Source organism: Kitasatospora sp. NPDC094028 (assembly GCF_049543595.1).
GTDB lineage: Bacteria > Actinomycetota > Actinomycetes > Streptomycetales > Streptomycetaceae > Kitasatospora.
The window spans coordinates 32,295-57,352 of record NZ_JBMVFA010000043.1 but is presented as its reverse complement, the minus strand read 5'-3'; the positions used below and the strand labels follow the sequence as shown (position 1 = coordinate 57,352).

27 protein-coding genes are annotated in these 25,058 nt (G+C 72.6%); 20 read left to right on the top strand and 7 right to left on the bottom strand.

Annotated elements, in window-relative coordinates; all coding sequences use genetic code 11:
- The first annotated feature begins 188 nt into the window (after window positions 1–188).
- The 3 genes from ACPC54_RS37520 (at window position 189) to ACPC54_RS37510 (ending at window position 3,566) form a co-directional block, all read left to right on the top strand.
- The gene (locus ACPC54_RS37520) at window positions 189–2,876 is read left to right on the top strand and encodes an ATP/GTP-binding protein (protein ID WP_498971412.1); all 2,688 of its coding nucleotides are present in this window, start codon (window positions 189–191) and stop codon (window positions 2,874–2,876) included.
- 122 nt (window positions 2,877–2,998) lie between these two features.
- The gene (locus ACPC54_RS37515) at window positions 2,999–3,298 is read left to right on the top strand and encodes a hypothetical protein (protein ID WP_498971410.1); all 300 of its coding nucleotides are present in this window, start codon (window positions 2,999–3,001) and stop codon (window positions 3,296–3,298) included.
- Window positions 3,291–3,566 carry a hypothetical protein gene (locus ACPC54_RS37510; protein WP_498971409.1) on the top strand — a complete coding sequence of 92 codons (276 nt, stop codon included), beginning with the start codon at window positions 3,291–3,293 and terminating at the stop codon, window positions 3,564–3,566. The genes ACPC54_RS37515 and ACPC54_RS37510 overlap by 8 nt, the downstream gene beginning before the upstream one ends.
- 252 nt (window positions 3,567–3,818) lie before the next feature.
- Here the strand turns inward: ACPC54_RS37510 and ACPC54_RS37505 are convergent, their stop codons facing one another.
- The 7 genes from ACPC54_RS37505 to ACPC54_RS37475 form a co-directional block, all read right to left on the bottom strand.
- Window positions 3,819–4,568: a hypothetical protein gene (locus ACPC54_RS37505; RefSeq protein WP_498971407.1), complete on the bottom strand. Its 750-nt coding sequence runs from the start codon at window positions 4,566–4,568 to the stop codon at window positions 3,819–3,821.
- Between the two features lie 160 nt (window positions 4,569–4,728).
- Window positions 4,729–5,562 (bottom strand): DciA family protein, encoded by an 834-nt coding sequence (locus tag ACPC54_RS37500; protein WP_498971405.1) that lies wholly within the window; start codon window positions 5,560–5,562, stop codon window positions 4,729–4,731.
- A complete protein-coding gene (locus ACPC54_RS37495) occupies window positions 5,559–6,947 on the bottom strand; it encodes a transcriptional regulator (RefSeq protein WP_498971402.1) in 1,389 nt (462 codons plus the stop codon). The genes ACPC54_RS37500 and ACPC54_RS37495 overlap by 4 nt, the downstream gene beginning before the upstream one ends.
- Window positions 6,948–8,024: 1,077 nt before the next feature.
- Window positions 8,025–8,834: an NAD(P)-dependent oxidoreductase gene (locus ACPC54_RS37490; protein WP_498971400.1), complete on the bottom strand. Its 810-nt coding sequence runs from the start codon at window positions 8,832–8,834 to the stop codon at window positions 8,025–8,027.
- 41 nt (window positions 8,835–8,875) lie between these two features.
- The gene (locus tag ACPC54_RS37485) at window positions 8,876–10,075 is read right to left on the bottom strand and encodes an HAD-IA family hydrolase (RefSeq protein ID WP_498971399.1); all 1,200 of its coding nucleotides are present in this window, start codon (window positions 10,073–10,075) and stop codon (window positions 8,876–8,878) included.
- On the bottom strand, window positions 10,072–11,112 hold the full coding sequence (locus ACPC54_RS37480; protein WP_498971397.1) for a P-loop nucleotide/nucleoside kinase family protein: 1,041 nt from the start codon (window positions 11,110–11,112) through the stop codon (window positions 10,072–10,074). The genes ACPC54_RS37485 and ACPC54_RS37480 overlap by 4 nt, the downstream gene beginning before the upstream one ends.
- A 165-nt stretch (window positions 11,113–11,277) precedes the next feature.
- Window positions 11,278–11,604 (bottom strand): GntR family transcriptional regulator, encoded by a 327-nt coding sequence (locus ACPC54_RS37475; RefSeq protein WP_498971395.1) that lies wholly within the window; start codon window positions 11,602–11,604, stop codon window positions 11,278–11,280.
- A 182-nt stretch (window positions 11,605–11,786) separates the two neighbouring features.
- Here ACPC54_RS37475 and ACPC54_RS37470 point away from each other — a divergent pair, with 182 nt between their 5' ends.
- The 17 genes from ACPC54_RS37470 (at window position 11,787) to ACPC54_RS37390 (ending at window position 24,947) form a co-directional block, all read left to right on the top strand.
- Window positions 11,787–12,092: a hypothetical protein gene (locus ACPC54_RS37470; RefSeq protein WP_498971393.1), complete on the top strand. Its 306-nt coding sequence runs from the start codon at window positions 11,787–11,789 to the stop codon at window positions 12,090–12,092.
- Window positions 12,086–12,226 (top strand): hypothetical protein, encoded by a 141-nt coding sequence (locus tag ACPC54_RS37465; protein ID WP_498971392.1) that lies wholly within the window; start codon window positions 12,086–12,088, stop codon window positions 12,224–12,226. Before ACPC54_RS37470 ends, ACPC54_RS37465 begins: the two co-directional genes overlap by 7 nt.
- On the top strand, window positions 12,223–12,438 hold the full coding sequence (locus tag ACPC54_RS37460; RefSeq protein WP_498971390.1) for a hypothetical protein: 216 nt from the start codon (window positions 12,223–12,225) through the stop codon (window positions 12,436–12,438). Before ACPC54_RS37465 ends, ACPC54_RS37460 begins: the two co-directional genes overlap by 4 nt.
- A gap of 271 nt (window positions 12,439–12,709) precedes the next feature.
- Window positions 12,710–13,240: a hypothetical protein gene (locus tag ACPC54_RS37455; protein WP_498971389.1), complete on the top strand. Its 531-nt coding sequence runs from the start codon at window positions 12,710–12,712 to the stop codon at window positions 13,238–13,240.
- 245 nt (window positions 13,241–13,485) lie between these two features.
- Window positions 13,486–13,698 (top strand): hypothetical protein, encoded by a 213-nt coding sequence (locus ACPC54_RS37450; protein WP_498971388.1) that lies wholly within the window; start codon window positions 13,486–13,488, stop codon window positions 13,696–13,698.
- Complete coding sequence (locus ACPC54_RS37445; protein ID WP_498971386.1) at window positions 13,691–14,500, top strand: hypothetical protein; 810 nt, start codon at window positions 13,691–13,693, stop codon at window positions 14,498–14,500. Before ACPC54_RS37450 ends, ACPC54_RS37445 begins: the two co-directional genes overlap by 8 nt.
- A 2-nt stretch (window positions 14,501–14,502) precedes the next feature.
- Entirely contained in the window at window positions 14,503–15,087 is a 585-nt protein-coding gene (locus tag ACPC54_RS37440; protein ID WP_498971384.1) for a hypothetical protein, read from the top strand.
- 33 nt (window positions 15,088–15,120) lie between these two features.
- Window positions 15,121–17,385, top strand: coding sequence for a hypothetical protein (locus ACPC54_RS37435; RefSeq protein ID WP_498971383.1), 2,265 nt, complete (start codon window positions 15,121–15,123; stop codon window positions 17,383–17,385).
- A 287-nt stretch (window positions 17,386–17,672) separates the two neighbouring features.
- Window positions 17,673–20,294, top strand: coding sequence for a hypothetical protein (locus ACPC54_RS37430; protein ID WP_498971380.1), 2,622 nt, complete (start codon window positions 17,673–17,675; stop codon window positions 20,292–20,294).
- A gap of 209 nt (window positions 20,295–20,503) precedes the next feature.
- Window positions 20,504–20,740, top strand: a complete 237-nt coding sequence (locus tag ACPC54_RS37425) for a hypothetical protein (protein WP_498971378.1) — start codon at window positions 20,504–20,506, stop codon at window positions 20,738–20,740.
- A 130-nt stretch (window positions 20,741–20,870) separates the two neighbouring features.
- Window positions 20,871–21,374 carry an AAA family ATPase gene (locus ACPC54_RS37420; protein ID WP_498971376.1) on the top strand — a complete coding sequence of 168 codons (504 nt, stop codon included), beginning with the start codon at window positions 20,871–20,873 and terminating at the stop codon, window positions 21,372–21,374.
- Window positions 21,375–21,550: 176 nt separating this feature from the next.
- On the top strand, window positions 21,551–21,931 hold the full coding sequence (locus ACPC54_RS37415) for a hypothetical protein (RefSeq protein WP_498971374.1): 381 nt from the start codon (window positions 21,551–21,553) through the stop codon (window positions 21,929–21,931).
- Window positions 21,932–22,122: 191 nt separating this feature from the next.
- Window positions 22,123–22,707, top strand: coding sequence for a hypothetical protein (locus ACPC54_RS37410; protein WP_498971372.1), 585 nt, complete (start codon window positions 22,123–22,125; stop codon window positions 22,705–22,707).
- Window positions 22,708–22,759: 52 nt separating this feature from the next.
- Window positions 22,760–23,299, top strand: coding sequence for a hypothetical protein (locus ACPC54_RS37405; RefSeq protein ID WP_498971371.1), 540 nt, complete (start codon window positions 22,760–22,762; stop codon window positions 23,297–23,299).
- A 174-nt stretch (window positions 23,300–23,473) separates the two neighbouring features.
- The gene (locus ACPC54_RS37400) at window positions 23,474–24,226 is read left to right on the top strand and encodes a hypothetical protein (protein ID WP_498971370.1); all 753 of its coding nucleotides are present in this window, start codon (window positions 23,474–23,476) and stop codon (window positions 24,224–24,226) included.
- Between the two features lie 14 nt (window positions 24,227–24,240).
- Window positions 24,241–24,495 carry a hypothetical protein gene (locus ACPC54_RS37395; RefSeq protein ID WP_498971368.1) on the top strand — a complete coding sequence of 85 codons (255 nt, stop codon included), beginning with the start codon at window positions 24,241–24,243 and terminating at the stop codon, window positions 24,493–24,495.
- Entirely contained in the window at window positions 24,492–24,947 is a 456-nt protein-coding gene (locus ACPC54_RS37390) for an NUDIX domain-containing protein (protein ID WP_498971366.1), read from the top strand. Before ACPC54_RS37395 ends, ACPC54_RS37390 begins: the two co-directional genes overlap by 4 nt.
- Window positions 24,948–25,058: the final 111 nt, after the last annotated feature.

Below are 25,058 nucleotides of genomic sequence, written 5' to 3'. Positions count from 1 at the left end.
GGCGGCGTCCGCCTTCGGGTTCCGCAGGGCGCGCACGGCCGCCGGCTCGCGCGGTCCCCTTCAACGCCCGGTCCGGCACGGCTGCCCGCCGCTCGTCCGGGGATCACCAGTGCCGTCCAGACCCCGCAGCGCGCGACGGTACCGGGCGCGTAGGTTGATGGCAGGTCAGGTCGACGGAGGGGACGAAGGTGGCGGATCTGAGGGCGTTGTTCAGCGCGAACGACCGGGTGCGGATGGACGAGGAGGCGTTCGTCAACCGGGGCGGGCAGTGGGCGACCGTGGTGTCCGCGATCTCCGAGCACCTCGAACTCATCACCTCGCCGGACTTCAGCGTCCAGGACTTCGAGGCCCCCCGGCGCAACCTCCTCGTCCTCCACGGCGTCGGCGGCATCGGCAAGTCGACACTCTCCCGCAAGCTGGAGACCGTCCTCGCCGACCCGTCACTGCGGCCCCCGCAGTGGAGCGAGCCCGCCTGGCCCGCCGCCGCACCCCGGCTGCTGCCGGTGCGCATCGACCTGGCCCGCTCCGCCGGAACCGACTTCGAGCAGTTCGTGCTCAGCCTCCGTCTCGCCCTCGCCCGCCACCCCGGGCGCGCCATGCCCGCCTTCGACCTCGCCCTGCGCCGCTACTGGGAGCACAACCATCCCGGCGAACCGCTGGAGGAGTACCTGCGCCGACGCGGACTCCTCGCCCGCTTCGGCGACGCCCTGCCCGGCCAGATCAAGACCGCCGTGGGCGAGACGGCCGCGCACCTGGCCCTGCCCGGCGTCGTCGGCTCCGCCGCGGGCCAGGTCGCCGCCGCCCTGGTGACCTCGCTGCGCCAGCGCCACGAACGCTCCCGCGCGCTCGCCGGCTGCGCCCGCCTGGCGGACCTGCTGGAGGCCGAACCGACCCTCGACGCGCTCTCCTACTATCCGCACCTGCTCGCCTGGGAGATCTCCCAACTGCCCGCGCGGCACGCGGTAGTGCCGGTGGTACTCCTGGACGGCTGGGAGGACGTCGGCGACCGCACCCACCGCGATCTGGAACGCCTGATCCAGCGCGCCGTGTGGCTCACGCCGAACGCGTTCTGGGTCGTCACCGGCCGCTCGCGCCTGCAGTGGGCCGACCCCGGCCTGCAGGGCCAGCTCGACTACACCGGCCCCACCTCCTGGCCCGGCCTCTCCCCCGCCCCGCACCCGCTCGTCCCCGCCGCCCGCACCGCCGCCACGGCCACGACCCCGCGGCAGATCCTGATCGGCGACCTCTCGGCCGAGGACTGCGAGGACTACCTCACCCACCGCCTCACCGCCCCGGACGGCCGGCCCCTCATCCCCGAGGAGATCCGCGCCGCCATCACCGCCAGATCCCACGGCCTGCCCCTGCACCTCGACCTGTCCGTGCTCCGATTCCTGGAGATCCGCCGCACCCACACACCCGAGCCCGCCGATTTCGAGGCCGACTTCCCCGTCCTGGTCGCCCGCACCCTGCAGGACCTCACCGCGGACGAGCGGCACGTGCTGCGCGCCACCGCCCTCCTGGACGCCTTCGACGTCCCGCTCGCCACGGCCGCGGCCGGCATGGACCGCGACGCGCCCGCCCTGCGCCTGGTCGAGCGGCCACTCGTCATCGAGCAGCAAGCCGCGCTGTGGCCGTACCACCTGCACGCCCTCGTCCGCTCCACCCTGCGCGGCGCCGACCGCACCGACGACCGCTGGTCCGACCAGGACTGGCAGCGCGCCGCCGAACGCGCCCTCGCCGGCCTCGGCGATCAGCACGCCGCCCGCCCCGGCGACCGCACGCTGCTGATCGGCTGCCTGCGCCAGGGCCTGAGGCTGGCCCGCGACCACCGCCTCGACCTCGGCTGGCTCGCCACCGGCGCCTGGGCCTACGTCGACGACGAAGTCTGGGAGCCGCTCGCCCCGCCCGCCGCCGACCCGCGGCCCGCCGCCGGCGCCGTACTGGAGACCCCGGCCGACGCGCTGGTGGAGACCCTCTCCGCACTCGGCGCGCGCCAGCACGAGCACCGTGCCCGCACCGCCGACCGCCTCACCCGCGTCCTCGACACCGAGCTGCTGCCCGCAGGCCTCGCCGACCTGGCGCTCTACTACCGGGCCAAGGCACACCGCGACCTCGGCCGCGCCGACGCCTCCCGACAGGGCATGCAGCAGGTCGCCGACGGCACCACCCGCCTCGCCCCGGCCGCCCGCCGCGGTCTCGCCCACCTCGCCCGCCTCGCCGGCGACTTCCCCGCCGCCCTCGCCACCGCCCACCAGCTCGGCTGGGAGGGCCGCGAGCACCGCGTTGCGGGCGACGTGTGGTGGCCCCATGCCGACATCGAACGCGCCACCACCGCCTACCGCGCCGCGGTCGCCGACGCCGAACAGCACACGGCCGCCAGCGAACGCGCCACCGCCCAGGCCCAGCTCGCCTTCACCACCGCCCTCGCCCACCCCGACCAGGCGGACGCCGAGCTCGACCTCGCCGAGCAGTACCTCGCCGGCCTCAACCTGACCGCCACCCGCATCACCGTCCGCATCGCCGCCCTGATCCGCGACGCCGGCAACCCAGACGTCACCGACCGCGCCCGCACTCTCGAGGCCGAGATCGCCGCCGCTGGCGTCGCCTACCAGCAGACGACCCTCGTGCTCGCCCTCGCCCTCCATCACGCCGTCCAAGACGACCAGGCCGAGATCGCCGCCGACATCGCCTGCCTGCGCGACCTCACCGAGAACGGCGACCACGCCTACTACGCCGACATCGCCGCGTTCATGGGCGCCCTCCCCCTCCCCTCTCCCTCCGGCACCCGGTGGATCGACGGCGACGAAGCCGTCCGCACCCGCTGGCGCACCCTCGTCACCACCCGGCAGGACCGCCTGCACCGCGACAACCGCTAGCCCAGGATCCGGACCCGGCCTGCGCCCCGGTGCAGGCCGGAAGGCGACCACGGCGGGCGCGGCCCGGCGACCGGCTGGCACCGGATACCGTGGAACCCAGAGGCAGAGGCAGGAGGAACCCGATGAGCGTCCAACCCGTGTACCACCACCCCCCGCAGCCCCGAGTACCCCGCACCCCGGACGGCATCGCCGCCGCACTCCAGGGCGGCCGCCGGATGGAGTTCTACCGCGAACTCGGCCAGGCCCCCATCGACAAGGCCGAGCAGGTCCTCAACCGCTGGTGGTGCGAAGCAGAGATGGACACCGACCCCGACCAGGACCGCATCATCGCCGCCGCCCGCAACGGCACCCTGCCCACCACCACCATGGCCGACGTCCTGCGGCTGCGCCGCGAACGGGGCGGAGACCTGCCGGGTGAGTAACGAAGAACCGGACGACCTGTGGCCGGTCCTGCCGTCCGAAGCCGTCCAGGACGCCCTGTCCGACCCTGGCCTGCCGGTCGAACTGTTCTCCGCGATCGTCGCGCTCACCGTCGCGATCGCCGAGAACCCGTGGCTTCCGGAGAGCAGCGCCCGCGACAGCGCCGGCGACTGGCGCCGGCTCCCCATCCCCCATGGACGCGGCCTGGTCGAGTACGTCATCGACACCGACAACCACCTCGTACGCCTCACCCGCGTCATCCCCCTCTGACGCGCCGCCTCGCCGCGCGGGCCTGGCCTCCGAGCCGCTGGCGGACGCAGACGGCCTGAAGCGCGGCGCCCGGCGTAGCAGCGGCCCGCCACACCTGGAAGGGACAGCGGGCCGCCAGCACACCGGTCAGGCCTGAAACTCGGCACGCTTCACACCGTAGAACGTGGCGTTAGCCAGCCGCTTCTTCGCCAGCCGGCGGAGACACGTACCGTGTCTCCGCCGGCTTCGTCATGCGGTCAGGCCGTTTCCTGTTCAACCCCGGCTGCGGCGCGCGTACGCCTGGGCGTTCGCCTGCAGTGGCACGGCCGCGCCCTTGGTGGCGGCCCGGGCCTGGAAGTCCCGCACCAGGGAGATGGCGAGGCCCCGGAGGCGATCCTCGCCCAGTTCACGCGCGACGTAGTAGTCCACAAGGTACTGGAAGGCTTCCAGCTCGCCGCCGGTCACCGTGATCTGGGTCCTCGCGTCGTCGGCGAGGATGGCCCGGCTGGCATGGTCCAGACATGCGTTCATGCGCAGGTCCCTGATCCGGTGTTTGCCACCGCGGTATTCGAGGCCGGCCACCGCTTGCAGTTGCCTCACGAGGCCGGGCAGGTCCGTTCCCGGGCGCCGGTAGAGACGACGGTCGGGGTGTCCGACTGCGAGGATGTCGGCCGAGGCCTCGGTGAAGAACTCCGCGACGGCCTTGGGGCTGGGGGTGAGCCCGGCGTTCATCCAACGGGTGGTCTCGGTGCCGTCGAACGTCGCGCCGACGTTCCAACCGGAGATGGCCGACCAGTACAGCCCCAGGTCTTCGCAGCCCTTGCCGCCGCCGAACCGGCGGGCGACGTCGAACGGGAATACCAGCCGGCCTTCGTCCAGGATGTCGGAGAGGTCCTTGGGCATGTCGGTCCACCCGATGCCGTAGAAGTCCACGAGGACCGTCCCGATCGGATATCCGGCCGTGAGCAGCAGCTCGGCGACGTCGGCGAGGTATTCGCCGAAGGTCTTCTCCAGCGTGCTCAACAGCTTGGGGTCGATGCTCTCCCCGTCAGTGGTCACGTGCAGTCCTCTCGTGAAGCGGGTGTGGCCGCGACAGCTTTTGACCAGGCTGACGTGCCGTCAGCCCTGGCGTCCTGAAAATACGTGGAATGGCTGGCCCTCGCGCACGGTGAAGCAGCACCGGTCACGCGGCACCGCTGAGGGTCATCGGCGGGCGGGTCGGGCGCAGTGGGACGGCGCCGGCGCGGAGCGCTTTGTCGTGGCGGGCGCGGCGTTCGGCGAGGGCCTGGCTGCTGTTGGCGGCTGCGGTGCGGGCGGCGGCTTCCTCCTGGTCGGCTTTCTCGGCGAGGCCTTGGGCGAACTGGTCCTCGGGTTCGCGCTGCTGGAGGATGGCCTGCTCCTGGCGGGCGATGGCGGCGACGATGGCCGGGTCGATGGCGGTGGTGGTGCGGCGGATCTCGGCGAGCGCGCGGTGGAAGCCGGGGCTAGCGACGTTGTTGCGGGTGCGGGCCGGGGCCTCGGGCTGCCTGACGGCCCGGTGGTGCTCGGTGTGCTGGTCGGGGCCGGCGGCGATGGCACGGGGCGCCAGGACCCGCAGGTCCTGTACGACGGTCCGGCTGACCTTGCCGTTGATCCGGGCGACGAGCTGGCGGCCAAGCAGGCGCAGCTGGGTGGCGTAGGCCGAGGAGGTGGGCTGGAGGTCGAGGCGGCCGGTGCGCGCGTCGAAGTGGACTGGGATGACCTTGCCGACGAGCTCGGGGGCGATCTCGGCCCACTGGGCGAGGACGTTGCCGCCGGCGGTTGGTGTGTCCCAGGCCCGTTCGGCGACCAGGCCGGCCAGGGCGGCGCCGAGCCCGATCGGGTCGCGGCCGCCGGTGCGGACCATGGTGCGGCGGGTCGGTCGGGTGGTGGAGCTGCGGCCGCCGGGGGCGTCGGCGTTGCGGGTGCGGGCGGCTTCTCGGGCAGCCTTGAGGGCGACGCGGGCGATGTCGACACCGCTGGTGGATGTCTCGGTCACGCGGACCTCCAGGGCTGGTGGATGACCATGCGGGCGGTGTGCCGCAGGCGCAGGACCTGGTCGACCAGGCCGTGGGTGTAGAGCTGGCGGGCGTAGTCCTCGCCGCAGTCCCGGATCGCCATCAGGACCATCTCCGGGTCCTTCTGGCCGAGGGTGCGCAGCTCGAGGACGTTTTCGCGGGTGAGCTGGTGCAGGTCGGTCAGTCCGTCCTGGTCCTGGGCGAACAGGGCCAGCTCCTGGGCGCCGGGGCCGCCGGCCTTCCGGACCTGGGCGAAGGCGTCGTCGACCAGGCGGGCGGCGGCGCGGGTGGCCGGGTCCTGCCAGTCGGTGAACGTCCACTCCGCCGAGGTGCCGTCGTGGCGGGCGCGCTCGGCGGAGCGGGACTCGCGCCAGTGCTCGACCTGGGCGGTGCGCTCCTTGGGGGTGCGCCAGCCGGGCATCTGGGTCATGCCGCGCAGCCGGTGGGCGAGCAGGCCGGAGGGCCGGTAGGTGCCGCGCTTCGGCTCCTCCAGGGTGGAGAGCCAGGCGATGACCTCCTCGGCCGTCCAGCCCGCGTCGGACACCTCCTGCACGACCCAGGCGATCCGGGGCACTAGGGCGCGGCGCAGCCACGGCACCTGGCGGACCAGCTCGGCGGCCAGCTGGTAGCGGCGGCCGACGCGGTTGACGGTGCGCTTGCCCCGGCCCTTCGTGGACTTCTTCGCGGTGGTGGACTTTGGCTTCCCGCTGGCGACCTCTGTCTCAGAGGGGAGGTGAGTACAACCGTCAGCAGGAGAAGGACAGCAACCACCCCCCATTGGGGTGCAATGGCTGATCGTTGCTGAGGTGCCGTCAGCGGCCTGTGACACTTGGGACGAGACCCCGGCCAGAGGTGCCTGATTGGTCGTCGCCGAGGCCTTTGCAGACGCCTTCGCCCTCGGAGCCCGAACCTTGCGCGAGGCCCGCCTGCCGAGCACCGCCATCACCGCCCGCCCCGCCTCCGCGATCCCGACCACCCGTCGCCCGGTGCCCTCCCCGGCGACGCGGACGCCCAAGGCGACGTCGAACTCGGCCGGAATTACCCGCGCGAACTCGCTGGCCTTCGGCTTCTCGCCGCGGACCCGGGTGCCCCTGGCGATGTAGGCGAGCAGGCCGGCCTCGCGCAGCATGTCCAACTGGTACTGCGCGGTCCGCTCGGTCACGCCCAGGCGCCGAGCCAGGTACTCCACACCCGGACGGCACGGCGACAGCTCCATGAGCAGCTGCGCGGTCCGGATCGCGGTGCGGCCCATCTCCCGCGGACCGTGCGAGCGGGATGGCCGGTAGCAGCCCGACGCGACCACCCAGTGCACCGCCTGCATCCAGCTGTACGGGTCCAGCGCGACCCGGCCACGGGTAGTCGTCACCCACTGCTCTGCCGCCAGCACCAACAGCCGAGGCAGCACCGGCACACACGGCACGAACCACCGGGTCGCCTTCGACACCCCCGCAGCAGGGGTTGACTCGACGTCGGCGGTCTCCTGCCGCTGGCCAGGAACGAACGGGGCGGCCGGAAGTGCATGGTTCGGACTCGACCGTGTGACACTCGGAGCCTCAGCCAAACGAGTGATGTGCATCACATTGCTGGCGGTGCGCGCGGCGAGTTCGCCAACCGGTCCGCCAACCGGTCCCTCAACGAATCCCATGGCAGGAACGGGGAAGGAGATCTCTCCCCTCTCCCAGACTGCATCCTCCAAGCTCAAACCGGGGACACCACCCGCCTCGACGGAGACACTGCGGGACTGGAACGGGGCTGTGAGCTGCTGCAAAATGGCAGAGCCTTTCTAGTTAGCTGCTGCAAAGGCAACAGGACCGGCCCGCACTAGCGGGTCGGCAACGGGCCCCCTTGCGGGGGCACGGCAAGACGGCTCCCTCCCAGGCGCCGGTACAGCAAGGCGGGCCCCCTCGGGGGTCCTGGTTCGCCACGAACCGCACTGCGCCCCTCCCGGGCCCTGGCCGCCAAGCCGGAGCCCGTTCCGGGCCATCGCTCGACCTGCAAGTCGAGCGGATTCGTAGGACCGCAACCGGTGGTACCACCCACTGGAAGCGACCCGGGGTTGCTGGCCTCGCCAAAGGCCGGCGCCCCCAAGACGACTAAGTCACACCAAACCCCCTCGGGGGAGAGGTGTGTCCAGACACGACGACGGCACCCCGCCGGAGCGACCTCGAACCGGTCGCATCCACGGCGGGGTGCCGCGCGTGTGCCTCGTGGCGGGTACGGGTACCCTTCACTGCGTCACCACCCTTCTCGTGGTCGACCGGGACGGGCCCCCGGCCAGGGGCGCCGATCCACTCTGATGCCGTCCGGGCTTGTCCAAGGCCCGGACGGCAAAGCTTTTTGATCACTGCATGGCAAAGCGTACCCCTGTGGACAACGCTGAGCGTAGCCGCCAGCACACCGTGTCGATCTGATGCGCCGACGATCCGACGGCCCGACAAGCGCCTCATCCGGCGGACTCCCGCAGTATCTCCAGAGCGTCTTCCACCGAGAGCCCGCCACTGTCCTTCGCGTCCGTCCAACACCGCAGCGTGCTTGCAACCGCGCGCATCACCTCGTCCGGTAGTCCCGACGCGACCAGCGTGTCAGCGGCCTCCTCCAGTTCGGGTGCCCACCTCCACGCCCTCGTTGCGGTTTTGGCGATGTAGTCGGTCTCGAGTAGGTAGCTGCCCGGCCGCGCGCTCGCAACATCCAGCAGTGCCTGGTCTACGCCGTGGTGGTGCGCCAGGCCGTAGGACAACGCAGCGACCACCCGGCTCGCCTTCTGGTACGTCGTATAAGCGACCTTCAACGCGCTGGCCTTACCGATCTCCTCGCCCAAGACCGGCGTCGACACCGAGCTGTTGGTGAAGAGCCTCGCAACGAGACTGGTCGCGTTGGCCGGGCCCGAGAGGAACAGCCGGGCGGTCTTGCTGCCGACCGGAGGCGACCCGATCACCGCGCCGTCGACGACCGCCCGAGCGCTGCGGCCGACGAGACCAGCGATCCGTTCGGCCCGTTCCGGACTGATTGCGTTGCCTTCGATGTACACGCCGGCGAACTGGTGCTCGGCGGCCTCGTGAGCGACATCCTCAGCGGCAGCGGGCGGGCACAGGCTCAGCACGGCCTCTGCCTGAGCCAGCAGCTCGGACAGCTCGGCCACCGGCTCGAGCCCGGCTTGCTCGGCGCGCCGTACGGTGGCTGCGCTGCGTCCGGCCGGGCACCACAGCACTCGCGCGCCAGCCGACGCTGCGCAGGCCGCCACGGCCGCGCCCATGCTTCCCGGGTGGAGCACCCCGAGAACTGGCAGATCTGATGTCACCGCGCCCCACCTCGAACGTGCGCGAGTGCATCCAGGGCGGTCTCGGCGATGAAGTCCGGCTCCGGCCCGCCCGGCCAGGGCCGGCCGTGCGAGATCCAGACGGTGCGCAGCCCAGCATCGCGCCCGCCGACGACGTCCAGCTCGGCGTTGTCTCCGATCATCCACCCGCCCTGGGAAAGCTCCCGGCCGGCTGCCGCGGCGGCCGCCTCGAAGATTCGGGCGTGCGGCTTCCGGGCACCGATCTCCTCGGAGATACAGACGACGTCTACGACGTCGGCGATGCCGGACGCGGTGAGTTTGGCACGCTGGATCGGGCCACCACCGTTGGTGACGACGATGACCTGGTTGCCGGCGTCCCGTGCGGCGGCCAGCGCATCCAGCACGCCGGGGAAGGGCCGCACCGATTTGGCGAGCTCCTTCTTGTAGCGTGCCCAGAGCTTGTCGGCTGCTTCCGGCAGGCTGAGTTCCGCGCACAAGATCTCGAATGTGCCCGGGTCCGCACGGACGCGCATCGTGTCGAGCATCCGCTGCTCGGGCTCCGGCCCCAGACTGTGTTCGGCGCAGTACTTGGCCACCCAGGCCGTCACCGCCGTCAGCCGATCGATCAGTGTGTCGTCGACGTCGACCATCAGCATCTGCCCGCGTGGAGCGGCGAGCGTCCGATGAATCTGCTCGGCCGCTTGCTCAGGCGAGATGGCGTCCGTACGAATCACCACGTCGAACCTGAAGTCCGGGTTCGTCTTGAGGTCGACTTGGGTGGCGTCCCACGCGGCAAGCCGAGCTGGAGTGTCGGCGTCGCCCCGGCCGATTGACCGGGCCTCGGTCACCTCCCGCGGGCACCACAGCAGAACGGTCAGCCAGCCGGCCGCGTAGCCGGAAAGCACCGCCCGGACTCCGTCGACCTGGCCCAGGTGCATCACTGGGACCCCGGTCTCGAAGGCGTCGTCCAGGCCCGGCCGGTCCGTCACGTACGTGCTGTCGTACCTGGCGTTCTCGTACACCACCGAGCCCACCCGTCGCAGCTCCTCCAACTGCTCCTGCGTGGCCATCCGGTAGCCAGTGGATCGGCCGGGGCCGGCCTTCAGCCGTGAGAACAGCCGGAAGGTGGGGTCAAGGCGGTTCAGGGCCTGGGTGATGGTGTCCTTGCCCGTAGCCGGTGGGCCGTAGAGCAGCACTCCCCGCTTCGCGCGGATCATGCGCGCACCTCGGCGAGTGCGAGGCGAGCTTGGTCCGCCAGAGAGATCGCCGCGCCCATGCGGTTGTCCACCACCAGGTGCGGGACCACAGGCCGGGTTTCGACATCGATGGTGGCGATGTACTCCCCCCAGTTGGCGAGCTTCCACGCGTCGCGGGCTGCGGAGCGGAAGGTGATGTAGTCGCGCATGCTCTCGGCATCGCACTGCACCCAGATCGGCGAGACGTCGACGCCCTGGGAGCGGCAGCGGTTGGCGAAGCGGGTCATCCAGCCCTCGTCCGTCATCTCGGCGATGAACGGGGCGGTCAGCACGGTGGAGATACCGCAGGCGATGTTGGCGTAGGCGGCCTGCATCAGGCAGTCGTACTCCAGCCCCCGTACCTGCGTCCGGTACGTCTCGGAGTGCCGGTCGTTCGGGTCCGAGCCGAGAGAGATCAGGAGCTGTTCGACCAGCGGTCTGGTGAGCGGGTCCTTGTCCAGGAGTGGCCACCCGGTCAGCTGCGTCAGAAACCTTGCGAATTCGGACTTACCGGAGCCCGCGAACCCTCCGACCAGCACGATCGTGGGACGGTGCGGGTCTCCACCGGTGTGCCGTCGGCGCCACGCGTCCATGATCCGCTGCTGCAGCATCATGTTGTCGGATTCCGCGGTGCCCGGTGCGATGCGATGAAGTGCCCGCTCGACCGCCAGTACGTGAGCGCCGTTTCGCGTTTCGGAAGTCGGCGTCAGAGCGAATGCCGCAGCGTCCTCTCCCGGCAGAGGATTCCTGAAGCCGAGCTGGGGCTCGGTCGCGCGGTAGAGGGCGCAGTACGCGCGCCGATAGTCCGGCCTGGGGTAGATCTCGCCCTGCTCATGCCCCCAGATCGTCTGGGCGTGAGCAGCGGGAACGCTCTTCAGCCCGGCCTGCTCGGCCACGATCCGCAGGCGCTCACCGGCCTGTTCGAGCGTGAGGCCATGGGCTTCTCGTTGGTCGCGCAACTTGTCCGGCCGCCATCCGGGCCGAGCCCTCACCATGGCTTGTACCTCCGCTGTCTTCATACTCGGGAGCGTAGGACTCGAGTTCGGAAACTCATGTATACGCAGACATTGAAAACGTATTGATGGAGCCGGGTACGGATCTCACCACGGGGATGTGATGGTCACTCACCTGGGAGTCGGATTTGATCGAAGCATCAAGAACCGGCCCAAGGGAGTGCCTGTTGATCACGTTTGGAAGAGCGCCTGCTCGACTCGCTCAAGGCGAGCAGTCAGGTCCGCAACCTGCCGTTGCAGCTCCTGAAGTTCAGAGGACGGGTGGTCTTCGTCCGGCGACTGTCGTACGAAGCTCCCCTTCCCCTGGTGCGAGTAGATCAGCTCGGCCGAGCGGAGCTCTGCGAGCGCCCGCTGCACCGTCCCATGGGCAACGCCGTAGTGAGTAGCCAGTTCGCGTGTGCTGGGCAGCTTGTGGCCCGGCCGAAGTTTGCCTAGACGGATCTGATCGCGCACGTCCTCCACGATCCGCTGGTAGGGCTGGGCGAACTGATCAGTCATGAGCCACATCGTAGAGGCACCTCCTCGCCATAGATAGCTTCACCGACTTAGTTGACACAGTCCGAACTGTATCAGCTAAGCTGGCTAAGCCAACACGGAAGTGCTCGTGAAAAAGGCCCCGGTGCGCCTGGACAGCTTCCACCGGGGCCTCCACGGACCAGCTCGTCAAGGAGAGATCCGCAATGACCAGCATGACCGACTCGCGCGGGGGCCGGAGCACCACCCCCACGATCAACCACCAGCTGATCACGGGCCTCGAGGGCCACTACGAGGCCAAGGTCCTCGCGCTCGTGATCCACGACCTGGCGACCGTCGCCCCGGCCGCCGGCGAGAGCGTCGTGATGAAGCTCGTCGCCGAGGTCTGGGAGCAGGCCGCGGACCACATCGAGAAGACCACCAACACCACCTGGACGCACCTCTCCTGGTTCGTCCAGAACGCCGTCGCCGAGTTCATCAACGGCCTGCGACCGCAGATGGCGGGGTGCTGACGTTGATCGACATCACGACTGGCGCTGCGCCCGGGCCCATTCCGCCCATCGACTCCAAGCAGATCGCCGACGCCGCCAAGGCCGCCGGCCGCCTGCTCGCCGGCCTGCTCGGCCGCAAGGGCGGTGGAAGGTGACCAGCGAGCAGCTGTACTCCGCCGTTGCGAACCTCAACGGCCAGATCGCCGCGCACGCCGCCACCCACGGCATGACCGGTCAGCCCCCGGCCGACGCCCAGATCCCCAGCCCCCAGCCGGCCCCGCAGCCGACCGCCGGCCAGGGCGCGGGAGGTGCGGTCCGGAACTTCGGGCGTTCCTGGGGCCCGCGCGGCGACGGGGGTGTGGAGTGACGATCACCTGCCTCTGTCGCAGCTACGCCGGGGGCGGCACGCCGGCCCCCGCGCCGTCGAAGCCCGCCCCGAAGGCCGGCGGCGGTTCCAGCCCCGGCAAGTAGCCCCTCCCCCTTTCTCCGCTGTGTTCTGCAGCACGGCTTCCCGCCGCCTGCCACCGGCACCGTCCTGGCATGCCCATGCCTGGACGGCGCCGGGAGTGGCGCGGCGGGCCCGCCAGGGCCCCGCCACCACCGTTCCCCCGTTCCACCCCGGTCCAGGAGGCACCCGCATGTCCCGCACGCTGACCGGCCGCCACCAGGCCGTACACATCGCCCGCACCACGGCCTCGTCCTGGTCCTGGGTCGCCGAGGCGCAGGGTCCGGAGCGCGTTCGCCGGGCGGCCGCCCGCCGCCTGGCCCGCCTGACCGGCACCACCCTGGTCCGCTGGGACGGCAAGATCACCGACACCGACTGGCAGACCCTGCTGTCGGCCGGCGCCGACGCGCTGCGCGTCCAGGCCGCCGCCGACGACGAGGACCGGCCGGTCAGCCCGGGCCTGGTCGACGCCGCCAAGGAGTTCGCGGCCGAGGCCGCCGCCGCGGCCGACACCGTGCTGGAGCGCACCACCGTCCTGCCGGACCTGCCGGACGCGGACCTGCCGGTGCCCGGCCGGTTCGTCGACGCCGCGGCCGCCGAGCCCGAGCGCCTGCCCGGCGAGCAGCAGTCGGTCGAGCGCTGGTCGCCGTTCGAGGGCGGCCCCCGCTGGATCTGCCCCTCCGGCCGCTACGGCGACGGCACCTACCCCGATGCCCCGCACTAGCCCTCCGGCGCACGGCCGGCACCACCCCGTCGCCCGCCCGGGCCCGTCCCACCAGCTCCGTTCAGAGCGGCCCCGCTCAGGACCCGTTCACCACCGCACAGAAACAGCGAGGACTGCCCTGACCGTACGGCCGCCCTGGACCGCCGACGCCGCCCCGCAGCCGGCCGTCCAGGGGAGCCCCGGGCCCAACGGCCCCCTCCCACGCCCGGCACACCCGTCGACTCCCAAACAAGGGGGGAAGCACCATGCACCACCAGCAGTTGATCCTCTGCTTCTTCGCCGGTGCCACGGCCGTCCCGGCCCTGGTGCTGCTGCTCTGGGCGATCAAGCAGCACCGCAAGAAGCCGGCCTCGGCGGAGGAGGCCGACGCCACGCTCGGCCGCTGGAGCGCCCGGAACACGGACCCGGCCGCGTTCATGGCCGAGCAGATCCGGAAGGCGGCCAGCAGCGATGTCTGACACCAGGGCCGGCACGGACGCGTTCTCCGGCCTGTTCAACACCGCCACCGCCGGCGCCGGGTCGGGGGGCCTGGACGGTGTCGAGATCGTCGACGCCGAGATCGTCGAGGACGACACGCCGCCCGCCGGCGGGGCCGGGCAGCCGCCGCGCGGGGGACAGCGGATCCACATCCCGCCCCCGCCGCCCGCCCCGCCCGTCGCCGAGCCGGACTGGGCGCAGTACGCGGCCGCCGCCGCGGCCGCGGTGGCGGCCCACTACCAGGCCCCGCCTCCGTACGTGCCGATCCCGCCGCAGTACAGCTACCCCGACCCGGGGTCGGTGGTGCCGGTGGAGGTCGTGGCCCCGCAGCCGGTCCCGGTGGTGGTGGTCGCCCCGCCCGCGCCGCCCGAGCCGTTCTGGGACTTCTCCTGGCTGCAGCTGGGCGCCAACGCCACCGCCGCGGCCCTGGCCGCCGTCCCCGCCTGGTTCCTGCACCACTACCAGCCGGGCCTGGCCGGCAGCTACGGCGTCGACGCCGCCGCGGCCATCGCGATCCTGTGGGGCGGCAAACCCGCCCTGCGCTCCCTGGCCCTGGCCGGCGCCGCCTACTACGGCTGTGCCGCCGTCCACGCCGACACCGCCACCACCGCCGCCGTCGAACTCGTCGCCATCGCCCTGCCGCTGGCCAATACCAAGCGGGCCGAGGTCACCGCGCTGCGCCGCGCGGCGGTGTGGTTGCCCATCCTGTCCGGCTGCCTGTCGCTGCCGGCGCTCACCGATGCCATCACCTGGCTCACCACCGCATTCACCGGAGGACACTGATCATGGACGTCACCCTCGGCACCTACGCCGCTGTCTTCGGCCTGACGGGCTGGCAGCTCGCCCGTACCTACGGCATCCCGATCCCGAAGGTGGGAGGCCACGGCGGCGGGAACTTCGGCCGCAGCGGCGCCGCCGACCACACCCAGCTGATCCCCTACGCCATCGGCACCGGGTTCGGCGCCCTGTGCGGGCTGTGCGCCGGCGGCATCCTCGGCGGCCTGGGCTGGCTCGGCTACAAGGCCAGCGCCTGGGGCGGGCAGCTGTCGCTGTGGAGCAGCACCGGCGCGGACTCCACCGCGCAGTTCCACGGCGCCGACGCGGTGCCGGTCGGCGGCGGCGGCGCCCTGCTGCTGTTCGTCGTCGCCGTCGTGCTGGCCGGTGCCCGCAAGTCGGCCCGGGGCTCGGCGGGGCCGCGCACCTCGGGCGCCACGGCCTCGGGCCTGGACAAGTGGAAGGTGCGGGCCGGCTTCGTCAACGGCTCCGCCCTGGCCGCGATCCCGCTGGTCACCTACTACACCAACGAGGCCCTCTCCAAGGGCGGCCAGGCCGTCCTCGACGCCCTCAACCACGTCGCCTCCACCCGCTGAGAGAGACCGAGAACAAGAAAGGAGGACGTGCCCGTGAGCATCGACCTGTACGCGGAGCCGGCCGAGGACGAGATCCTCGAAGGCGAGCTCCTGGACGACGACGACCCGGGCCCGCGCCCGGCCGGGCCGGACCCGGTCGGGCTGCGCCCGTGGTGGCGGCGCCAGCTCGGGCACCTCCCCGCCGGCCTGCGCGTGCTGGCCGCCGAGCGCGGCGCCTGGCTGTTCGTCACCGAGGACCACCTGACGGACCGGGCCGTGGCCCTGCACATCCTCAACGACCGCCACCGGGTGTGGGAGCAGGGCCGCAGCGCGGAGCACACCGCCCTGGCCGGGCGCGCCGCCCAGGAGATGGCCGCAGCCAAGGCCTCGGGCGCGGCAGCCCAGGCCCAGGGCGTCACCCCGGCCGGCCACACCGCGGCCAAACGCGCCGAACTCGCCGCCCGCACCGCGGCCGCCCAGTGGGAACAGAAGGCCGCCGCCGTGCTGGCCCTCACCTACACCGGGCACGCGCCGGTGGTCACCGGGGAGATCACCCACCACCGGCGGCGCATGTCCCACCGGCGCCGAATCCGCCTGGCGCTCACCGTGCTGGGCACCTACGGGCTGCCCGGCCTGCTCGGCGGCCTGCCCACGCTCGCGGTGGAGGGCGCGGCCACCGGCGCCGCCGTGGTGCTGGCCGCCTGGGGAAAGAGCGTTCTTCCCCGGTGGCGCTCCGGCCGCCGGGCCGAGCCCGACCTGGCCTACACGATGCCCGACGGCGGCCAGGTGATCGCCCCGGCCGGGCAGCAGGCCGCCGGGAACCAGGCGGCCGCACCGGGCGGGGCCGGCTCTCCCACCGCGCCGCCGGCGCCGCCCGCCGGCAACCCCTACCCGATCCGCCAGGCCCAGGGAGTGCAGCAGGCCGGAGAGTGCATCCACCTCGCACTGCTCGCCGAGGGCCTGGCCGTCGGCGCTGTCACCGACATCACCCAGGAGCGCTGGGGCTGGCGGGCCGTCGCCCACCTCACCAAGGGCCGGCCGTCCGGCCTCGTCGCCAAACTTGCCGACCTCGAGGTCCTGCTCGGGGTCCGCGAGGGCGGCGTGATGGCCCAGCCGCAGAAGGCCGCCGCCGGCTCCGTCGTCCTGCGCGTCCTCACCGGCGACCCGTTCGACCCCATGCCCCCGCACCCGCACTACCCGCCGCGCTCCAACAGCATCCTCAAGCCCGCCACCCTCGGCCCCTCCATGGACGCCGAACCCACCCAGGTCATCCTGGCCGGGCAGAACATCATGGTCATCGCCGTCTCCGGCGGCGGCAAAAGCCAGATCGTCCGCAACCTCGTCGACTACATCACCAGCTGCACCGACGCCATCGCCCTCGACATCGACCCCACCGGCCGCGGCTTCGGCCCGCTGCGCCGCCTGGCCGCGATGCGCGCCTACGACGAGGAGCAGATCGACGCCGTTCTCGACTGGGCGATCCGCGAGGCGGAGATCCGCACCGAGCGGATGGGCGACGACGTCGACAACTGGCAGATCACCGACGACGCGCCGGCGGTGTTCGCCATCGTCGACGAGCACCCGCAGCTGACGAAGGAGCAGAAACAGAAGGTCATCAAACTGTCGCGGATCGGCCGCAAGGCCCGCGTCACGGTGGTCCTGCTCTCCCAGGACGCCACCAGCGACGTCGTCGGCGACGCCATCGCCGACACCTTCGGCATCCGGATCATGCTGCCCTCCCGCAAGGCCGACGTCCCCCTGGTCGTCGGTTCGGACACCGCCGTCAACGAGGGCTGGATGCCGCACCGCCTCGTCCCCTCCCCCGGCGACTGGGACCCCGCCGACGCCGGCTGCTTCTACATCGTCGCCCCCGGCCTGCGCGATCCGATCCTGCGCAAGGCCACCCACCTCGACGCCCAGGCCGCCACTCTCCGTACACAGGAACGGCTCGCAGTCGGCACCGTCACCATCACCCCCGAGCCCGCCGAGAAGGACGACGACGAGGAACTGCCGCCGGTGCTGCTGGCGATCCGGGCCGCGTTCGAGAAGCACGGCGACCCGGACTTCCTCACCACGGACGAGGTCCTGGACCACCTCGCCACCATCGGCGACGGGTGGCGGAAGTGGGACGGCCAGGAGCCTGCCGACCGTCGCCGGGAGGGCGCCAAGAAGATCGGCAAGGAGCTCAAGGAGGCCGGCATCAAGGACCTGTCGACGGTCCGCCGGTTCGACCTCGACAAGAAGAACCCGCCGTCCGGCTACTGGCTCAGCAACGTCGAAAAGGCTTTCACTTCGCTCCCCGACGAGAACGCAGCGTAGCCACACGGCGGCCCCGCTGATCCGTGCCGCGATCCGTGGCTGATCCGTGCCGATCCGTGGTGGACACGGATCAGCCACGGATCGGCACGGATCGCCCACGGATCACGAAACGGATCGTGACCTGCGAAAACAGATCACACGGATCAGATCAGCGCACCCCCCGGAAACGGCCCCGACACCGCCGGTCGGGGCCGTTTCCACACCCTGGCCGCCCACCGCCGCCGGGACCCCGCCCGGCCGCCACAGCCACCACACACCGTCACCACGCGAGACAGGAGTCTCCCGCCATGACCCCGGCCCGCACCACGAGCCGCCGTACCCGAAACTCTGCCAAGAAGACTGCGCCCAAGGCCCCCGTGAAGGCGCCCTCGGCCCGGCCGGCCGCCGACCCGATCCTGGCCGACGCTCAGGACCGTGCCGCCGACGTCCTGGCCCTCGCCGAGGACCAGGCGCTCGCCGTCCTGGAGCGCGCTGCCGAGCAGGCCGGCCGCGAGGTGGCCACCGCCGGGCAGTGGGCGGCCGAGGCCGAGCAGCTGCGCGTGGACGCCGCCGCCGAGGCCGAGGCGGTTACGCAGCGTGCCGACCGGGCGGTCCGGCAGATCCTCGACCTGGCCAACGACCAGGCCGACCTGATCCTCCAGTACGCCCGGGAGCAGCGCGAGGAAGCTGATGCCGACGCTCACGCGGCGGCCGACCGGCTGTTGGAGGAGGCCACCGAGCGGGCCGCGGTGCTGCTGGCCGCCGCCGAGCAGCGCGCCGCCGCCGTCCGCGCCCAGGCCGAGGAAGAGGCGGCCCGGATCGTTTCCGAGGCTGAGAAGCGGGCCCAGGCGGTGGCGGCCGGCATCACCGCCACCGCCGAGGAGCAGGCCGCCAAGCTCCTCGCCGAGGTCGAGCGGGAAGCCACCACGGTGCGGCGCCGGGCCGACGCCGCCCTCGCCGATGTCCACGACCGGGTCGCCGACGCCGAGCAGAAGTCGGCGGCCCTCACCCGGGACGCCGCCGGGCAGGCCCAGACGGTGCGCAGCGAGGCCAGCGCCGAGGCCGACCGCATCCGCGACGAAGCGCGGCAGGCCGCCGAGGCGCTGACCCTGACGGCCAGCCAGCAGGCCGCCCTCACCCGCGACCAGGCGCAGCGCGAAGCTGCCGAGCTTCGCGAGCAGGCCGAACGGCAGGCCGCCAAGCTGCGCCAGGGCGCCGCCGAGCAGGCCGACGTTGTGCTCGCCGAGGCCCGGACCACCGCGGAGGAGCTGCGGCGGGCCGCCCAGGCCGACGCCGACCGGGTGCGTGGCGAAGCCCGCGAACTGCGGGAGAGCGCGGACCGGGAGATCGACCAGGCGACGGCGGCGGCCCGCGAGGTCCGCACCGGCGCCACGGCCGAGGCCGACCGGATCCGGAACGAGGCCGAGCAGGCCGCGCAGCGCCGGCGTTCGGAGGCCACCGCCGAGGCGGGCAGGGTCCGGGACGAGGCCCGGCAGGAGGCCGCCCGGATCCGTAAGGAAGCCGAGGAGGCCGCCGCCGCGGACAAGACCAGCGCCGCCAAGGCGCTGGGCCGGGCGCAGAAGCTGGAGGCCGAAGCCCAGGAGAGCAAGCAGCTCGCGCTGCAGGAGCTCGGCGCGGCCCGCGAAACGCTGCGCGAGGCCACCGGCCGGACCGCCCGGAAGTTGGAGAAGCGCCGGCTGAAGCGGGAGGCCCGGGCCGCCGAGCGGGCCGGCAGGCCCACGCTCACCGGCCGGACGGGGTCGTTCATGCGGGCCAACAGCGAGCGGCTGCTGGTCGTCGTGCCGATCACCGCGCCGATGGCCGTCGCCTGGACCGGCCAGGCGCAGTTCGCCGGCGACATCCTCGGATGGATCGCGCCATTCACGATCCTCTTCGCCGCCGCGTGGGAGCTGTCCACCACGTTCACCGCGTGGATGTACCACCAGGCCCGCAAGACGGGGGACGCCGGGACGCTGTACCGCCTGAGTACCTGGGCGTTCGCGGCCGGTGCCGCAGCGATGAACTTCTGGCACGCCTCCGGCAAGGTCGTCGGGCGCACGTTCAACCCGGCGAACGGCGAGTGGGTGGACCAGGTGACGTACTGGAACACCACGCCGAAGGCCGTCTCGTTCGCGGCCATGTCGATCGTCGGCATCGTGCTGTGGGAGCTGTACGCCAGCCTGATCCACCGCAAGGCGCTGCGCGACGAGGGCCTGGTGGCCCGGGTACGGCCGCGGATCGGCGTGATCCGCTGGCTGCGCTACCCGGCGCACTCCTTCACCGCGTGGTCGCTGGCGATCACCGACGAGTCGCTGTCCACGGTGGAGCTCGCCTGGACGGCCGCAGCCGAACACCGCGAATTGGTTCGGCGAACCGGCTTCGGCACGGTTCGCCGGTTCGTCGCCGGGATGATCGGCGTCGGCAACTGGGTGCCGGTTCGCGCACTGCCCCGCATCTCGAACTCCAGCCTCGCCGTCGCACTGGCCGGTTCGCCGAACCCGGCCACCATCCCGCAGTTCGCGGTTCGCCTCACCCGCGCCGGTTCGCCGAACCGCAACCCGAACCCGCCCGGCAGTTCGGCGAACCACACCCTGCCCGCAGCCCGAACCGGCGAGGTGGCCGCGCGCCGCGAACTGGAAGCCGCGAACCACCCCGCGCCGGTCTGCGAACCGGCTGAGGCGGACGGCGAGCCGCGAACCGCCGCTGAGCAGGCACAGTTCGCCACCGCCCAGGCCGGTTCGAACCGGCGCAGCGCCGCGCAGCTGGCCGCCACTGAGCAGGTTCAGCAAGTTCTCGAGCTGATCGAGACCCGCGGCTACGACACGGTCGACCTCGAGTACGTCATGACGAACACCGGCATGAAGAAGACCACCGCGTACCACCGTCTCGCGGACGCTCGCACGAAGTTCACGAACCGCGTGGGCGTCTGACGGCGAACCGCGAACCGCTCCTCGCGAGCCGCGAACCGGTTCGCCGAACCGAACCGCGAACCACGCAGTACGGCCCCGGGATGCATGAACCACCCCGGGGCCGGTTCGGGCAACCAGAGCCCGGCGGGCCGGTCTCGTCCCCGGTCCGCCCTCATCGTCCCGCACCCCGAACCACCCACCGCCCCGCTTTTCCGAAAGGACTCTGCCCCTTGATCGCTCTGAACCGCGACGACAAGATCGCCGCTCTGCGCAGGGCCCGCCGCCCCCTCGGCGAGGAACTCGCCAACATGCCCACAGGCTCCGCCTCCCACGCCCAGCTGCTCGGCGAGTGCGAGGCCATCACCTCCCGGATCGAACAGCTCAAGAAGTGCGTCAACATCCCGTCGAACGCGCTGCTCACCCTCCTCGCCCTCGCGGCCGTCGCGGTCCTGGCCCTCATCAGCTGACCCGGCCGCCGGCCCCGCCCCGGCCCGTACCGCCCGCCCGGCCCCCAGCCCGGCGGGCGGCGCGCGCTCCGGGGACAGGGGCCGGCCGCCCGGCCAAGCCCGAACCCCGCCACCGCACCCGAGGAGACCCGTGAACTTCACTTACGACCCCGGCACCGTTGTCGTCCTGGTCGGCCTGAGCGGCGCCGGCAAGTCCACCTTCGCGCGGAACCGCTGGCCCGCCACCTGGCGGCTCAACCTCGACTCCTACCGCGAGATGGCCACCGACAACGCCGCCGACCAGTCCGCCACCCCGGTCGCCGCCCAGATCCAGGACCTGCTCCTGGACGCCCGCCTCTCCCGCGGCCTCACCGTGATCGTCGACTCCACCGGAATCCTCCCCCACGTGCGCGCCCACCTGCTCGCCCGCGCCCGCTACTGGCAGCGCCCCGCCGCCGCCGTGCTGTTCGACCTGCCTCTCGACCTGTGCAGGCGGCAGAACACGGACCGGACCCGCGTCGTGCCGGACCACGTCCTGGCCGAGCAGCACCGCCACCTGCCCACCACCGACCAGCTGCTCGCCGAAGGCTTCCGCATCGTCGACCGCATCACCACCACCTCCCCCGTCTACCTCGAACCGGCCCACGCCCGCTGACCACCGGACGACCGGCTGCGGCTCCCTGCCTCCCGGACCGTCCGCCCGCCTCACCCGCACCACCCGGGTCAGCACCGTGGCTGACCGTCACCCGGACCGGTCGAAAGTCACCAACTCCCGGATCCAGCGCCGCATCACTGCCGAAAATCACCCGCACCACTCACGAAGGGAACCCGATGCACCATCTCGTCACCCTGTCCGGCGTCGCCGCCGTCGTCCTGGCCCTGTGGGCCGTCCAGCTGACCGTGCTGGGCCTCCACGTCCGCTACACCATCCGCTACGGCGTCAACGACGCCGCCACCGAAAACTCCAGGTTCTCCCTGCAGACCGCCTGCGTCATCGCCACCCTGGTCAGCGCCATCGGCGGGGGAAGCGCCATCGGCACCAGCCTCAAGGCCACCGAATGGGGATGGGCTCACGGGATCCTCGCCATCGGCACCACGGCGTCCTACATGCTCCTGGCCTACGCCACCGGCTGGGACGCGAAGTCCTGGTGGGACGGGCGGAAGGCCGGCAAGCCCGGCCGCGCCGACGAAGCCGTCGAAACCGCGGCCTGACAGCCCTCACCCGGGCCCCCTGCTCCACCCCGGAGCAGGGGGCCCTTTCCCTGCCCGCACCGCTCGCCCGTCGCTGACCCGGGCCGCCACGGTGCCCGCCGAACCGTCCCCGCCCGCCCCGCCGGCGGCGCGGTTCGGTGCGCGCCGCGGCCACCCGGCCGACACCCGTACCACCCGAACCGGAGGACACCGTGAACCTGTTCCGCCGCTCCCCCACCCTTCTCCAGCCCGCGCCCATGCAGCAGCAGATCGGACCGGACCACTGGACCCCGGAGGGCCTGCTCGTCCGGATCCGCTTCGCCAACCTGGCCGGCGCCCGCGTGCTGCTCTACGCCCGCGCCCTGAACGACGGGAAGGCCTCCGCCGAGCACGGCATCCACTGCCTCGGCTGCACCGGCACCTGGACCACGACGGGCTCGTCCTCCTACACCCTGGACTTCTTCGAGGGGCGGGAGAAGGCCAACGAGCACGCCGGCCAGTGCCGCGCGCTGCCCGGCCCGATCCCCGGCCGCCCCGACGACGAGGCCGCCACCCGCATGCTCACCAGCCGCATCGCACGCGGCCAACGCGACCACGAGTTCAGCCTCTACGTCAGCGACTTCACCGCGGACCGCGTGTTCCTCCAGCGCACCGACGCCTGGATCCACGAGCAGCTCGCCGACATCGCCAACCGGTGCCGCGACCTGCTGGCCGTCAGCACCGACACCACGTCCATCGGCACCACCCATGTCTACCACCGGGTCCTCGCACGCCCCGGGGCCACCGCGACCCGCTGAACAGCCAGCCGGCGCCCGTCCACCACCCACTCCCCGAACCGACAGGACGATCATGACCCCGACCGACCCCGCCGAGAAACTGCTCGCCGACTTCACCCCCGACCCGTTCGACCGGCGACTGCGCCTGGACGACGCCTACCGCGTCCTGCTCGCGATCCTCGACTACCAGCGCGAGCTCGGCCAGGCCCGCACCAGCGTCCGCGAGATCCACCAGACCCTGCTGGTCCTGGACGGCGGGACCGCGGTCGGCCACCACGACCGCATCCTCCACCTGCTGCAGATGGCCGCCGACCACGGTGAGGTGCGCCTCAACGGCGCCGAGGCCTTCCTCGGCGACGCCCCGCAGGGCCCCGGACCCGGCCACATCTGGATCCGCTACGCCAACACCGCCGGCGCCACAGTCGAGATCACCGGCGCCGACCCCTGGCCCGCCCACTCCATGCGCCCGCCGGCCGAGCACAGCTGGTGGCACTGCACCGGCTGCCGCGACGGCAACGGCATGACCGGCATGCCGATCGACGTGGCCCGCAAGGCCGCCGCCGACCACGCGGCCGCCTGCACCGCCCTGCCCCCGCTGCCCACGACGAACTGAGCCCGGCAGCACCCCGGCCCCCGGGCACCACCCCGGGCGCCGGGGTGCCGCACGGCCGGCCCCTGTCCCCGGCCCGCCCCGCCCGCCCGGCACCCAGCCCGGCGGGCGGCGCGCACTCCGGGGACAGGGGCCGGCCGCCACGGCCGACATCACCACAACCGGAAGGACACCACCGTGCGCACCAAGAAGGCCGTCACCTACTACCTGGCCACCCGCCCGGACGGCACCGTGCTGACCCACGCCACCGGCCCCACCCCGATCCCCCTGCCCGCCACCGCGGACGGGATCGTCCGTCACCCCACCCCCGGCGAGCCCGGCCGCTGGTACTCCGGCGGCCACTTCATCCTGACCACCGCCCCGGGCGAGGCCCTGCACCGCCTGTGGACCTGGCCGGTGCGGCTGTTCGTCGTCGAGCCGGTCGGCGAGAACGAGCGAGGCGGCCGCTACGAAGGCCACACCCTCATGACCCGCGCCCTGCGCGTGGTGGAGGAAACCGAAGCGCACCAGGTCTTCGGCCCCCGAGGCCGCCAGGTCCTGGAGCACCTCGACGCCGTCCCCGACCTCGCCCGCCAGTGGGCCTCCGACTGGGCCGCCGACCCGGCCGGCCGACACGAGGCCTACGAGAACTGGCGGCTGTGCGCCCACCACGAGCACACCAGCGGCATGCGCGCCGTCTGCACGGCCGGGATCGTCGCCGGCCGCGCTCACCGGCAGGCCGCCGACACCACGGTGGAGCGGATCGCCATCCAGCGCGCCACCGACGCCACCGAGGCCGCCGGCGCGGACCACCGCGCCGCCCACTACGCCGCCATGCGGGCCGCCCACACCACCAGGGCCGTGCTCCTGGAGGACCGGCTCTCCGAGTACATCCTCACCGCCCTGCGCGGCACCACCCTCGACCGGCACCTGACCGCCACCAGCCACTGACCGGGAGCCCCGCCATGAACGACGCCCACCACGGACTCCAGGCCCGCGACCCGGACCCGGAGATCGACCGCGAACTCCAGGCCCACGCCCTGGACGCCACCCAGCTCGCCGACGCCGCCCGCCAATACACCGCCCGCCTCATCTACGGCGTGCGGCCCGAGGACGCCGACCACCTGCACGCCCTCGCCGCCCGTGCCGGCCAGGCCGCAGGCACGGCACGCCGCGAGGCCGCCCGACCGAACCCACCACACAGAGAAGAGCCGAGATGACCGAGACCTTCGAGACCATCCGCTACACCGCCGACGTAGTCGCCCTCACGCCGGACGGCCGGATCCTGCTGATCGAGCGCGGCTGGCCGCCCCACGAGGGCGCCTGGGCACTGCCCGGCGGACACGTCGACCCGGGCGAGACGAGCCGTCAGGCAGCCGCTCGGGAACTGGAGGAAGAGACCGGCGTCCGGGTCGCCCCCGCGGACCTGATCCAGATCGGCGCCTGGGATGCCCCCGGCCGCGACCCCCGCGGCCGGTACGTCACCGTCGCCTACCTCGCCGACGTGCCGGACGACACCCCGATCACCGCCGGGGACGACGCCCGCACCGCCCGCTGGTGGCCGTGGAACGAACTCCCCGGGCAGCTGGCGTTCGATCACGCCGCGATCCTCGCCACGGCGCTGCGCGCAGAGCCGGCCAACACCGGCGACTCCGCCGGCACCGCGACCTGACCGGATCCGCCGAACCGGCCCGGCCCGCCGACACCCGGCAGGCCGGGCCCCGCGTGCCGGAGGCCCGATGACGCGCGCCAGCCGTGCGATCGGTCTCGACCGCGCGGGCGT

Bases quoted from the DNA above. Each gene is read 5' to 3' on its own strand.
- ACPC54_RS37515 (WP_498971410.1), top strand. From the start codon at position 2,999: ATGAGCGTCCAACCCGTGTACCACCACCCCCCGCAGCCCCGAGTACCC.
- ACPC54_RS37490 (WP_498971400.1), bottom strand. From the start codon at position 8,834: ATGGGCGCGGCCGTGGCGGCCTGCGCAGCGTCGGCTGGCGCGCGAGTG.
- ACPC54_RS37485 (WP_498971399.1), bottom strand. From the start codon at position 10,075: ATGATCCGCGCGAAGCGGGGAGTGCTGCTCTACGGCCCACCGGCTACG.
- ACPC54_RS37480 (WP_498971397.1), bottom strand. From the start codon at position 11,112: ATGAAGACAGCGGAGGTACAAGCCATGGTGAGGGCTCGGCCCGGATGG.
- ACPC54_RS37475 (WP_498971395.1), bottom strand. From the start codon at position 11,604: ATGACTGATCAGTTCGCCCAGCCCTACCAGCGGATCGTGGAGGACGTG.
- ACPC54_RS37470 (WP_498971393.1), top strand. From the start codon at position 11,787: ATGACCAGCATGACCGACTCGCGCGGGGGCCGGAGCACCACCCCCACG.
- ACPC54_RS37455 (WP_498971389.1), top strand. From the start codon at position 12,710: ATGTCCCGCACGCTGACCGGCCGCCACCAGGCCGTACACATCGCCCGC.
- ACPC54_RS37450 (WP_498971388.1), top strand. From the start codon at position 13,486: ATGCACCACCAGCAGTTGATCCTCTGCTTCTTCGCCGGTGCCACGGCC.
- ACPC54_RS37445 (WP_498971386.1), top strand. From the start codon at position 13,691: ATGTCTGACACCAGGGCCGGCACGGACGCGTTCTCCGGCCTGTTCAAC.
- ACPC54_RS37440 (WP_498971384.1), top strand. From the start codon at position 14,503: ATGGACGTCACCCTCGGCACCTACGCCGCTGTCTTCGGCCTGACGGGC.
- ACPC54_RS37430 (WP_498971380.1), top strand. From the start codon at position 17,673: ATGACCCCGGCCCGCACCACGAGCCGCCGTACCCGAAACTCTGCCAAG.
- ACPC54_RS37415 (WP_498971374.1), top strand. From the start codon at position 21,551: ATGCACCATCTCGTCACCCTGTCCGGCGTCGCCGCCGTCGTCCTGGCC.
- ACPC54_RS37405 (WP_498971371.1), top strand. From the start codon at position 22,760: ATGACCCCGACCGACCCCGCCGAGAAACTGCTCGCCGACTTCACCCCC.
- ACPC54_RS37395 (WP_498971368.1), top strand. From the start codon at position 24,241: ATGAACGACGCCCACCACGGACTCCAGGCCCGCGACCCGGACCCGGAG.
- ACPC54_RS37390 (WP_498971366.1), top strand. From the start codon at position 24,492: ATGACCGAGACCTTCGAGACCATCCGCTACACCGCCGACGTAGTCGCC.